Source organism: Lactobacillus gasseri ATCC 33323 = JCM 1131, assembly GCF_000014425.1.
GTDB lineage: Bacteria > Bacillota > Bacilli > Lactobacillales > Lactobacillaceae > Lactobacillus > Lactobacillus gasseri.
Genome location: NC_008530.1, coordinates 735468 through 746770, shown reverse-complemented (window position 1 = coordinate 746770; position 11303 = coordinate 735468). Strand labels below are relative to the sequence as shown.

Sequence of the window (11303 nt, the reverse complement as noted above, 5' to 3'; positions counted from 1 at the left end):
CATTAATCGTCTAAAATCTTTACGCCTTGAACAATGACGTTAACAGATTTTGTTTTAATGCCTAAAAGATTTTCAAGATTGTATTTTACACTATCTTGTACATTGTGACTTACTTCTGAAATTTTTAGACCATAACCCACAATAATATATACATCAACGACTATTTGATTATCATTAGTTTTAATTACTACACCGCGCCGATAATTTTCGCGATTTAAAATAGTGTAAGCTCCATCTCGCAAAGCGTTCTTTGAAGCCATTCCAACTACACCATAGTTAGAAGTTGCTGCGCCACCAACGACAGTAGCGATCACACTATTTGAAATATCAATTAAGCCATACTTTGTTTTAATTTTAACAGCCATCGTATTCCTCCATTAACGAAGAACAATTTTTTCTCAATTTATTTTAACACAGCAAGCTTTTATATCAACAATGTTAGTTTTAAGAAAATGAAAAGACAATATTGCACAAATTTGAAAGCTGTGATAAATTAGATAAGTACTACAACACAAATAAAGGAGGGTTTAGCACAAATGGCAAAAGACATTATTACTGGCCGCAAGACGGTCTTTGGTAACAAGCGTTCAAAGGCTTTGAACTCCGTGCGGCGTTCATGGAAGCCAAACCTTCAAAAAGTTCGCATCCTTGTTGACGGTAAGCCAAAGCGTGTTTGGGTATCTGCTCGCGCTTTGAAATCCGGTAAGGTTAAACGTGCCTAATTAAGAAGTAAAAAATAAAAGGGATCAAGTTAATTCTTGATCCCTTTTATTTTTTATCTCGGCTATTAATTACAATTAAAACACCCAATTTACAAGAAACTGTTACTGCTTGCTGACGTAAATATTCATTTGAAGAATACATAGTTGGCACCTTCAAATCAACCGGAGCTAAATCATACTTAGCATCTCTAATACTAAAATCTTTTACCTCTGTTAAAGTCCCGATTCCCAAATATTTGTAGTCAGAATTATAAGAAATTAGATGTCTTCCTTTACCAAAAAAGCGCACAATATTTTGTTTATCAACAAACTTAATTTGTTCCTTAAATTGGTCAAAAGGAGCTTTTAACACAGCATACATATTAACTAAAAAATGATCTAATCTTCCACCTGTAGCACCATATACAATTAGATCATCGACCCGATAATCAATAAATGCGGCATAATACAGCATTTCTGAGTCTGTAAAATCCTTAACAGGATTTGAGTAGCGCATATCTTTTACTTTACTCTCCACTAATTGTCTTTCATGATTAGTTAATGAATCATAATCTCCTAATGCAACATCAGGAACTATCCCTAGTTCTAACAAAAAAAGGCTGCCCCGGTCACTAGCCATAATTAGGGCGCCTTTTTTTTGTGCTAATTTTATTTTATTGGCTAAATTTTGCGGCCATTCTTCTTTTGGGCCACCTAATAATGCAATTGCTTTCATTTATCTTCTTTTTTCAACTTGATTACTTGATCTTCAATACTGCCATTTTTAAAAATATAAGATCCAGCGACAAAAATTTTAGCCCCAGCATCGCGCGTTAATTTTAAAGTTTCACGATCTAGTCCGCCATCTACCTCAATTGGTAAATCCAGATTTTCATCTTTAATCATATCTTGAAGTTCAGCCAAACGTTCAACTGCTGCTTCTTCAAACTTCTGACCACCAAAACCTGGTTTCACAGTCATTAGTAGAACTTGGTCTAATTTGTTTAAAAAGGGCTTTAATTTATTAACTGGTGTCGAAGGATTAATTGCCATTCCGCAACGAACATTATGGTCTTTTAGATAATCTAACCAGTAATCAGGCTTATTTGTGGCTTCATAATGAAACTCTAGAATATCAGCTCCAGCTTCAACGAAAAGCGGCAATGTAGTATCTAAATTATTACTCATTAGATGGATTTCCGCCTTAGTAAAAGGAAATGAACGCTTAAAATCTTTTACTAATTCTGGACCATAAGATAAATTAGGAACAAAATGGCCGTCCATTATATCAATATGGAACCTTTCAATGCCACTCTCAATGGCTGCTTTAATATCACGACTTAAATGCATATTATCTGCATTTAAGATTGATGGTGCTATCATTTTTTCACCTATTTCTTTAAATACTCAGGCATTCTGTTTTCAGAAATTTCCTGTCTAATCTTTAAATAGGAATCATAGCGACTTTTAGCTATTTTTCCTTCTTCAATCAATTTTTTAACCTCACAACCAGGCTCTTTTATATGCTGGCATCGTCTAAACTTGCACTTAACGCTTGCATCTTTTAAATCATAAAAATAATTTTCTAGTTCATCAACTTTAATTTTGAATAAGTCAATTGCTGAAAATCCAGGAGTGTCTGCAATAAACCCAGATGAATATTTAAAAAGTTTAACTTGTCTTGTTGTATGCTTACCACGGTTTAAAGCTGTTGAAATTGCACCTGTCTCTTGATTTGCCTCGTTTTCCAGCTTATTCAGCAAAGTTGACTTTCCTGCTCCAGATTGCCCTGCTAAAGTCCAAATTTGATCTTTTTGAATCATAGTAGGCAATTGACGTTCTAATTCTTCTGCATCTTCAAAAACAGAATAGCCAATTTTTTGATAATAATCTAACTTACATTTGATTGCTTTTAATTTTTCAGTAGGCGTAATATCAGCTTTTGATAAATAAATGACTACTCCCACATTTTTCCAAGCAAAAAAGGTTAGATATCTATCTAGCAATTCAAGCGAAAAATCTGGTTCGACTGCTGAAATGACTAATAATACTTTTGATACATTGGCAACTGCAGGACGTCCAATCTCATTGGTTCGAGGTAGTATTTCTATTAAGTAATTCATCCCTTGATTATCTAATTGAACTACTACTCTATCACCTACCAATGGCTTTTGCTTACGATCTCTAAAAACTCCACGTGCCCTAGTTCTAACTACTTCGTTCTCAATTTCAACGTCGTAATAACCAGAAATAGCGCTAACAATAGTTCCCTGTGCTTTATTCATTACTTATTAACGTCCTCATCTAAAATAGTGTTGCCATTTCTTAATATTTTTATATGTCCATTTTTCTTGGTTAATTTAAAAGGAACTGTAAAACTTTGCTCAGAAGTAATATTCATATCACGATAAATATTATTAATCGAATGGTCATCATCAGAAACATAAACTTGAATATGATCAGGCGTCTTTTGCGAGTTAGCTTGACTAGAATCTGCTGGATAATTTATGGTGTATGACTTAGTAACCGTCGTAGTTGTAGTAGAGCTACTTGAGCTACTGCTTGCATCCGCCTTTTTAGACTTAGCTACTACGACAGTCAAGGTAGAGCCTGAACTTACGTCAGTACCCGATTCTGGCGATTGACGTAAGACAGTTCCATCATTCTTATCATCTGAATCTTCTTCTTCAACTTTAAGTGTTAAATGATTCTCACGAGCGTAATCTTGGGCACCCTTTAAAGAATAGCCTACAATATCTCTTAACTTTACTGTATGTCTTCTAGATCGGGTACTACTCGCCGAAGAAGGTCCTTTAGAAACTAACAAAGTTACAGTTGCTTTATCAGGATTAATTTGCTGGCCAGGCTCAACATCTTGAGCATTAACTTGATTCTTAGGGCTGCTAGAATATTCTTCAGTTTTAGCAACCGAAAAACCTAATTTAACTAATTGTTTTTTAGCAACTGTATATGATTCACCAATTACATTAGGCATCTCGACAAGATGAGGGCCCTTAGAAATAATTAGATTTACTTTTTGCCCATCTTTTATTTGCGAACCAATTGGAGGCTTAGTTCTAATCACTTTTCCTTTAGGCACAGTATCAGAATATTCATAGCTAATTTTTCCAAGTTCTAAACCTGAAGAATTCAAAGTGTTTTTAGCTTCTGTTTGGGTCATCTTATTAAGATTAGGAATATCTACCATATCTTTTCTACCAAGAGCAAAAAAGAGAATTACCATAATCACGCAAAATGCAATTAAAGCACCTATCCACCACCACTTATGGCCTTTTAGGTTATCTAAGAAATTCTTTTTTTCTTCTTTTGGCTCTGACTTTTCCTGTACTTCATGATCCTTATTATGGACGCTTCCTTCTAACGGAGGAATAACGATAGTTTCATCAGCTGCGGGGTCGTGTTGAGGCTTATAGACCGGCTCATTCTTACGCTTGGGATCCAAACAAGTATCTAGATCTTCTTTCATATCTAAAACAGTTTTATATCGATCTCTCGGATCTTTAGCGGTAGCTTTAAAAACAACGTTTTCTAGTGCCTGAGGAATTGAAGGATTTTTAGCTCTTAAAGACGGTGTTTTTTCTTGAAAATGTTTCAAGGCAACTGCAACCGCATTTTCTCCCGTAAAAGGGACTGTTCCAGTCAATAACTTATATAAAATGATTCCCAAAGAATAGATATCAGATTGTTTTGTAGCCATACTGCCGCGTGCTTGTTCAGGAGACATATAATGTACTGATCCCATAGCAGTATTAGTTTGCGTCATGGTACTTTGATTTAGTGCAATTGCAATACCAAAATCAACAATCTTAATATTACCCTTTTTATCCATTAAAATATTTTGTGGTTTTAGATCGCGATGGATCACATTGTGTTTATGTGCTAAAGCTACAGCACTCAAGATTTGATCCATGATATTAATCACTTTAGGCAAAGGAATTGGATTATTGCGTTGAATGTATTCCTCTAAATCAGGTCCATCAACATAATCCATTACCAAATAATGGCAATCTCCTTCCGTTCCTACATCAAGAATAGAAACAATATGAGGATGACTTAATTCACTAGTTGAAAGTGCTTCTCTTTGAAAGCGTTGAATAGTTTGAGGATCTTTTTGCAAATTAAGCCGTAATACTTTCACAGCAACTTTTCTTTGCAAAATTATGTCCTCAGCTAAATAAACATTAGCCATTCCACCTTCGCCTAGAACAGAAATGATTTTATAGCGACCACCAAGTAAATGGCCCTTTTCCATCGCTATTTGTCACCATCCTTTTCTACATAGGCAAGTAAACAAACAGTGATATTATCTCCGCCGCCTAAACGATTTGCTTCATTGATCAGTTTATTGCAACGCTCTTTTAAATTTAAATTCTTAGTGGCAAGAATCTGTTGAATCTGCGGATCTGTTAAAGAGTTTGTTAACCCATCTGTACAAAGGAGGAAAATATCACCTGCATGTACTTCAAGTATATCAAATTCAGGATTCACAGTACTTGAAACACCTAATGTTTCAGTAATGATGTTTTTTTGAGGATGATTTCTAGCTTGTTGCTCAGTTATTTGTCCCATCTTAACTAATTCGTGAACTAACGAATGATCCTCAGTGATTTGCTTAAATTCATTTCCGCCATACAAATAGCAACGTGAATCTCCTAAATGAGCGATTAAGATTTTTTCGGTAAAAGCAATTGCCAAAACAATCGTAGTGCCCATCCCATTTAAATCAGCAAAACGATCTGCTGTGCTTAAAATAGTTTCGTTTTCTAACCGCAATTGTACAGTTAGCCATTTTTGAGCTAAATCAGGATCAGTAAAATCTGTCTTTTCAAAATTGTGACCTAAGTGGCTAACAGCCATCGTTGAAGCAACATCGCCGCCCTGATGGCCACCCATTCCATCACAAACGATCCCCATAATAATATTATTTTGATTTTTAAATACTTTTACAAAGTCCTGATTAGTTTCTCGGACTCTACCAATGCTTGAAGCAAACGCTGTTTTAATCAAAATTACTTACCCTCGTTTTTTTAATTTTGCAATAAAAAATCCATCACTGCCATCTGCACTAGGAAAAATTCTTACCATATTTTGTTTTGGAAGCTTTCCCACTTGAACTGGAACTAATTCAAAATCAGGATGCAGTTTCAAAAATTGATTAACTACTCCTTCATCTTCTTCAAGGCTAATTGTGCAAGTTGAATAAACCAGCTCTCCGCCTGCAGTTAAAAGTCCACTTATGTTTTCTAAAATGGACAGCTGAATTCTAGCTAAATTTTTAATATCATTTAATGACTTTTCACATCTAATCTCTGGCTTACGTCTTATTAAACCGAGACCAGAACAAGGAGCATCTACTAAGATTTTATCAAATTGCCCTGCTGTAAAATACTCTTGAGCTTTTCTAGCATCCAGAGCCTTTGTCTTTACTTTATCACTAACATGAAGTCTTTTAGCAGCATTTTTGACGAGTCTTAGTTTATTTTCATGAATATCTAAAGCAATTACGTTACCAGTTGTTAATTTCTCTGCAATTTGAACAGTCTTTCCCCCTGGAGCACTACATGCATCTAAAACCTGTTCATCGCCAGTAAACTTAAAAGCATCTACTGCAAGCGAGGCAGCCGCATCTTGAATAGTAATTTTACCATCCTTAAACAAGTTAGTTTGAGCTACTCCGCCCTTATTTAGGTTCAAATTATGCGCTGTTAAACAAGATTCTTTAAAATCAAAACCATCTTTTTTCAATGCTTCTTTGATTTCTTCAAACTTGTCTTCCTCTACAGCCATCCTGATTGAGTTAGCCGCTGGCTGATTACTTCGCACCAATATTTCTTTAGTCTGATCTTCACCAAAGTTATCTAATAAATATTCTACCAGCCATTTAGGAAAGCTCTCTTTGATACTCAAATAATCAACTAAATTATCAGGCGCTGGCAAAACTTTTCCTTGGCGCTCTAAAGCACGTAGAATTCCGTTAACTAGTTTATAGCTACCACTATTTTTCTTAGCAAATTTTTTAGCTAATTTATTTGCTTCATCAAAAATTGCATTTGCTGGTACTTTTTCTAGAAAAAAATATTGGTATGCAGACATTAAAAGTAATGGCATTAAAAACTTATCGCGCAATTTGGTTTTAATTAGTGGTTTTAATTGATATTCTAAAAATATTTTATATTGAATAGTTCCATAAACAATTCTTGTAGCTAAAGCTTTATCAGCTGGTTTTAATTCATGTTTTACTAGTTCATTATTTAAAGCAATATTAGAATAGCTCTTTTGATTAAAAACCTTAATCAAAGTTTCTAAAGCAACTGTTCTTGCATTACTCATCGATTATCTTTTCTCCACTTGTAAAATGACTGCCTTGGCCGTTTAAGTAGTCCTTAATATTCATTTTTTTCTTACCAGTTGGTTGAACTTCAAGTAGTTCTAATTCGCTTCCACCAGCCATGCTAATTACAAATTTCTTTTTATTAGTAACTAAAGTTCCAGCAGGAAAACTTGTCTTCTCAGCTAAAGGTTTCGCCTTCCAAATCTTAAATCTCTTGCCATCAAGCATTACATATGCACCTGGATCCGGATTAAGGGCGCGAATCAAATTATTAGCTTGTTCAGCCGTCATTGTTAACTTAATTTGCTCTTGTTCTTTAGAAATATTTGGAGAAAAGACTACTTTATCTTCATTTTGAGGAGTACGTGTTACTGTTCCATCAATAAACTTAGGCAAGGTTTCTAGCAGTAAATCTCTACCTAAAATACTTAACTTATCAAATAAAGTACCACTGGTATCATCATCTTCAATTGGTAAAGCTTTTTGAGAGAATATATCTCCTGCATCCATTTTCTTAACCATTTCCATTATTGTAACCCCAGTTTCTTTATCTCCATTTAAAACTGAGTATTGAATTGGTGCACCACCACGATATTTAGGCAAGAGTGAACCATGAACATTAACTGGTGCAATCTTAGCAGACTTCAAAAATTTAGTTGGCAAAAATTGTCCATAAGCTGCAGTTACAATAAAATCTGGTTCAATCTTCATTAATTCTGCGAGCTCATCTGATCCAGATAACTTAGCTGGCTGGTACACTGGAAGATTATGTTTTAGTGCAGTTTGTTTAACAGCAGATTGATGAACTACTTGCTTACGCCCTACTCGTTTATCGGGTTGAGTAACTACCGCTTTAACATCATATCCTTGATCAATTAAGCCCTGTAAAACAACACTACCAAAATTTGGTGTTCCTAAAAAAATAACTGATGACATAGATTCAACTTCTTTCTTAATTACATTATTCTTTCTGGTTCATTATCTATATATATATTTAAACCCCGTTTTTGCGCTAATTGTGCATCATCTTGAATCTGATGAAGCAAATCATGCAATTTAGGCTCATGCTTATATTTTACCAAGATTTGGTAATAATATTGATTTTTTATTTTTGCTACGCTGCTTGGCGTCGGCCCCAAAATAATTGTTGGGGCATGTAGATGCCGCATCAACTTTCTTTTTATCACAAATGCTTCTTTAGCAGCTGATTGTTCATTTTTTGATGTAATTGTAATTAGTGTGGTATAGAAGAAAGGTGGATAATTGCCTTGAAATCTAACCCGCATTTCTTTTTGATAAAAACTTTCGTAATCCTGACTTTGAGCTAATTTTATCGCATAATTATCTGGATTATAAGTTTGAATCATTACCCTACCTGTTTTTTCTGCTCTTCCTGCTCTTCCTGATACTTGCGTTAGCAAATCAAAAGTTTTTTCTGAAGAATTAAAATCTGGCAGCGAGAGAGCAGTGTCGGCATTAATTACGCCAACTAATGTTACATTGGGAAAATCTAGTCCTTTGGCGATCATCTGTGTCCCTAATAAAATATCAGCTTGATGATCTCCAAAACTATCTAGGATCTTTTTATAACTTCCCTTACGTCTAGTTGTATCAACATCCATTCTTAAAATTTTTGCTTCGGGTAATAAATTCTCAAGTTCTTCTTGTACTTTCTGCGTTCCAGTACCTAAAAACCTTATTTTTTCACTTTGACAATTTGGACATCTTCTTGGAATCGGTTCTTTATGACCGCAATAATGGCACTGCATCTGCTGTGTATCTTTATGGAGCGTTAATGAAATATCACAATTTGGACATTTTAAGACAAAGCCACAATTACGACAAAGCATAAAACTAGCGAAACCTCGGCGATTTAAAAGTAGAATGACCTGCTCTTTTTTAGCTATTTTTTCTTTAATTGCATCCACTAAAGGAATCGACAAATCAAACTGAGCTCCAGCAAATTCAACTGTTTTTAAATCTATCAAATCTACTTTTGGCAAAGCTTTTTGATTGGCACGTTTAGTTAAAAGTAATAATTCATATCTTCCTTTTTGAGCTCGAGCACGACTTGCTAAAGAAGGCGTAGCACTTCCTAAAACAACAGGACATTTATGAAATTTACTTCTTAATAATGCAACGTCTCGAGCATGGTAACGAGGAGTATCATTTTGTTTATAGGAAGATTCATGTTCTTCATCAATTACTATTAAGCCAATATTTTTTAAAGGTGCAAAGATCGCACTTCTTGCTCCGACTACAACTTGAGCTTCTCCACGACGAATTCTGCGCCACTCATCATATTTTTCTCCTTCAGATAAGCCACTATGCAAAACTGCAACGTTATCTCCAAAACGTTCTTTTACTTGCTTAACCATTTGCGGAGTTAGAGAAATTTCTGGAACTAGCATTAAAGCATTCCGCTTTTGTTCAAGTGCAATACTAATTGCATGAAGGTACACTTCTGTCTTACCACTACCAGTAATTCCCTCAAGAAGAAAAGTTTTTGCTTCTCTTTTTTGAATACTTTTTCCAATCGAATTCAAAGCATGAGTTTGTTCTGAATTTAACTTAATTTGAATTTTCTTTTTTCTAGGTTCAAAGTCTTTTAAAGGATCACGATACATTTCCTGCTCTTTTTTTACAAGCCATCCCTTTTTTACAGCAGCTCTTAGAACAGAACTTGACACATCTAATTCAGACACTATTTTTGAGCCTAATTTTGGATACTCATGATAATTTTTTACGATATTATCCAATAAAACCTGCTGTTTTTTAGCAGTTTTCCTTAGTCCTTTTAAAATCTGTTGATATTCTGCTTTCGTTTTAGTCAAAAGATAAATTGCAATTTGCTTTTTCTTTGCTTTATTTTCAACTAGGTATTCAATCTTAGCCTGATTATTTTTAATTAGCTTTTTAATTTCTATAATAGTATTAAGATTTGAAACTTCATTTAAATCAAGTGGTTCACCTTTAAAAATTTTAAGTTTTTTTGCTTCTTCAGTAATTGGAACTAAAATTTTTCGATAGTTTGCCCTCATTACCCTTGGCAGCATCGATTGCAGGATTGTAATTCGGTACGCAAAAATTTTATCGGCTAAAGTTTTAGACAGAGTAATTAATTCTGGAGTAAGAGGTGGCAATTCATCAACTACAACAAGTAAATCTTTTAATTTTCCTGTATAAGAGGTTGTTTTACTAATACCAACAACGAAGCCCTGTACTTTTCGCCGCCCAAAGGGAACGACTACTCTTGAGCCAACTGCTACATCAGTTAGTTCTTGAGGAATATGATATTCAAACACGCGGTCAGTTTGCTTAGCAGCCACATCTACACTAACTTGTGCGATCATCTAACTTATCACCTACTAAAAAACCTTCATTGCTTAACAATGAAGGAAAAGATTCTAGCCAATATCTTCACGATGCTCAGGATCAATTGTAACTTTACCAGCAGCAATTTCTTCAAGTGCTTTGCCAACTGCTTTGTCAGACTTATAATGCTTTAAAGCTAATGGTGCGCCTGCTTGAATTTCATGAGCTCTTTTAGCAGCTAAAACTGAAAGAGAATAACGAGAATTCACTCGTGACAGCAATTTATCAATAGATGGATATGTAATTTTCATCTGTTAATCCTCCTTAACCATATTTCTATAATCATTAATTACTCGCGGTACACGCACGTGTTCTGCTTCAACAATAGATTTAATATGATCAACCACATTAGCAACAGTATCATTAACTACAGCATAATCATAATCTTCCATCATTAAGATCTCTTTACGTGCCTGCTTCATTCTCATCGCAATTACCTTGTCGGAATCGGTTCCGCGGTTAACAATTCGATGCTTTAATTCGTGCAAATCTGGTGGTGTTAAAAAGATAAAAACACCATCTGGCATCAACTTACGCACTTGTTTTGCTCCATTAACATCAATTTCAAGTAAAACATCTTTGCCCTCTTTAAGCATCTTTTGAACAGGTGCAAGAGGAGTGCCGTAGTGATTACCTACATATTCATTATATTCCAAAAGTTCGTTATCTTTAATTGCCTCTTGAAAACGATCTTCCGAAACAAAATAGTAATCCTTGCCATCAACTTCACCTGGACGAGGCTTACGAGTCGTCATTGAAACAGAATATTCAAATGAAAAAGCTTTTTGCTTAACCATTGCACTTTTAACGGTCCCCTTACCAACACCTGAAGGACCAGATAGAACTAATAATAAACCTTGATGTGCCATTTTTGC

Annotated in this window: 12 protein-coding genes; 1 reads left to right on the top strand and 11 read right to left on the bottom strand. The window is 34.7% G+C overall.

Annotated features, from left to right (window positions below; all coding sequences use genetic code 11):
- Window positions 1-2: 2 nt before the first annotated feature.
- On the bottom strand, window positions 3-365 hold the full coding sequence (locus LGAS_RS03780) for an Asp23/Gls24 family envelope stress response protein (RefSeq protein WP_003647521.1): 363 nt from the start codon (window positions 363-365) through the stop codon (window positions 3-5).
- A gap of 171 nt (window positions 366-536) precedes the next feature.
- Here LGAS_RS03780 and rpmB point away from each other — a divergent pair, with 171 nt between their 5' ends.
- Entirely contained in the window at window positions 537-722 is a 186-nt protein-coding gene (gene rpmB, locus LGAS_RS03775) for a 50S ribosomal protein L28 (RefSeq protein ID WP_003647522.1), read from the top strand.
- A 46-nt stretch (window positions 723-768) separates the two neighbouring features.
- Here rpmB and LGAS_RS03770 read toward each other — a convergent pair whose 3' ends face one another.
- From LGAS_RS03770 to gmk, 10 genes are read right to left on the bottom strand one after another with little or no spacing between them, the layout of a single operon-like run.
- Window positions 769-1437 carry a thiamine diphosphokinase gene (locus LGAS_RS03770; RefSeq protein WP_003647523.1) on the bottom strand — a complete coding sequence of 223 codons (669 nt, stop codon included), beginning with the start codon at window positions 1435-1437 and terminating at the stop codon, window positions 769-771.
- Window positions 1434-2084 carry a ribulose-phosphate 3-epimerase gene (rpe, locus tag LGAS_RS03765; protein ID WP_003647524.1) on the bottom strand — a complete coding sequence of 217 codons (651 nt, stop codon included), beginning with the start codon at window positions 2082-2084 and terminating at the stop codon, window positions 1434-1436. Before rpe ends, LGAS_RS03770 begins: the two co-directional genes overlap by 4 nt.
- A gap of 8 nt (window positions 2085-2092) precedes the next feature.
- A complete protein-coding gene (rsgA, locus tag LGAS_RS03760; RefSeq protein ID WP_003647525.1) occupies window positions 2093-2986 on the bottom strand; it encodes a ribosome small subunit-dependent GTPase A in 894 nt (297 codons plus the stop codon).
- Window positions 2986-4974 carry a Stk1 family PASTA domain-containing Ser/Thr kinase gene (pknB, locus tag LGAS_RS03755; RefSeq protein WP_003647526.1) on the bottom strand — a complete coding sequence of 663 codons (1989 nt, stop codon included), beginning with the start codon at window positions 4972-4974 and terminating at the stop codon, window positions 2986-2988. The genes rsgA and pknB overlap by 1 nt, the downstream gene beginning before the upstream one ends.
- A 2-nt stretch (window positions 4975-4976) precedes the next feature.
- On the bottom strand, window positions 4977-5729 hold the full coding sequence (locus LGAS_RS03750; RefSeq protein WP_003647527.1) for a Stp1/IreP family PP2C-type Ser/Thr phosphatase: 753 nt from the start codon (window positions 5727-5729) through the stop codon (window positions 4977-4979).
- Between the two features lie 6 nt (window positions 5730-5735).
- Entirely contained in the window at window positions 5736-7052 is a 1317-nt protein-coding gene (gene rsmB / locus LGAS_RS03745) for a 16S rRNA (cytosine(967)-C(5))-methyltransferase RsmB (protein WP_003647528.1), read from the bottom strand.
- A complete protein-coding gene (fmt, locus tag LGAS_RS03740; protein ID WP_003653401.1) occupies window positions 7045-7989 on the bottom strand; it encodes a methionyl-tRNA formyltransferase in 945 nt (314 codons plus the stop codon). Before fmt ends, rsmB begins: the two co-directional genes overlap by 8 nt.
- 20 nt (window positions 7990-8009) lie before the next feature.
- On the bottom strand, window positions 8010-10406 hold the full coding sequence (gene priA / locus LGAS_RS03735) for a primosomal protein N' (protein ID WP_003647529.1): 2397 nt from the start codon (window positions 10404-10406) through the stop codon (window positions 8010-8012).
- 54 nt (window positions 10407-10460) lie between these two features.
- A complete protein-coding gene (rpoZ, locus tag LGAS_RS03730; RefSeq protein ID WP_003647530.1) occupies window positions 10461-10679 on the bottom strand; it encodes a DNA-directed RNA polymerase subunit omega in 219 nt (72 codons plus the stop codon).
- A 3-nt stretch (window positions 10680-10682) separates the two neighbouring features.
- On the bottom strand, window positions 10683-11297 hold the full coding sequence (gmk, locus tag LGAS_RS03725; RefSeq protein ID WP_003647531.1) for a guanylate kinase: 615 nt from the start codon (window positions 11295-11297) through the stop codon (window positions 10683-10685).
- Window positions 11298-11303: the final 6 nt, after the last annotated feature.

What these genes read in the sequence shown, in the direction of transcription:
- LGAS_RS03780 (WP_003647521.1), bottom strand. Translation starts at nt 365, where the DNA reads ATGGCTGTTAAAATTAAAACAAAGTATGGCTTAATTGATATTTCAAAT.
- rpmB (WP_003647522.1), top strand. Translation starts at nt 537, where the DNA reads ATGGCAAAAGACATTATTACTGGCCGCAAGACGGTCTTTGGTAACAAG.
- LGAS_RS03770 (WP_003647523.1), bottom strand. Translation starts at nt 1,437, where the DNA reads ATGAAAGCAATTGCATTATTAGGTGGCCCAAAAGAAGAATGGCCGCAA.
- rpe (WP_003647524.1), bottom strand. Translation starts at nt 2,084, where the DNA reads ATGATAGCACCATCAATCTTAAATGCAGATAATATGCATTTAAGTCGT.
- rsgA (WP_003647525.1), bottom strand. Translation starts at nt 2,986, where the DNA reads ATGAATAAAGCACAGGGAACTATTGTTAGCGCTATTTCTGGTTATTAC.
- pknB (WP_003647526.1), bottom strand. Translation starts at nt 4,974, where the DNA reads ATGGAAAAGGGCCATTTACTTGGTGGTCGCTATAAAATCATTTCTGTT.
- rsmB (WP_003647528.1), bottom strand. Translation starts at nt 7,052, where the DNA reads ATGAGTAATGCAAGAACAGTTGCTTTAGAAACTTTGATTAAGGTTTTT.
- fmt (WP_003653401.1), bottom strand. Translation starts at nt 7,989, where the DNA reads ATGTCATCAGTTATTTTTTTAGGAACACCAAATTTTGGTAGTGTTGTT.
- priA (WP_003647529.1), bottom strand. Translation starts at nt 10,406, where the DNA reads ATGATCGCACAAGTTAGTGTAGATGTGGCTGCTAAGCAAACTGACCGC.
- rpoZ (WP_003647530.1), bottom strand. Translation starts at nt 10,679, where the DNA reads ATGAAAATTACATATCCATCTATTGATAAATTGCTGTCACGAGTGAAT.
- gmk (WP_003647531.1), bottom strand. Translation starts at nt 11,297, where the DNA reads ATGGCACATCAAGGTTTATTATTAGTTCTATCTGGTCCTTCAGGTGTT.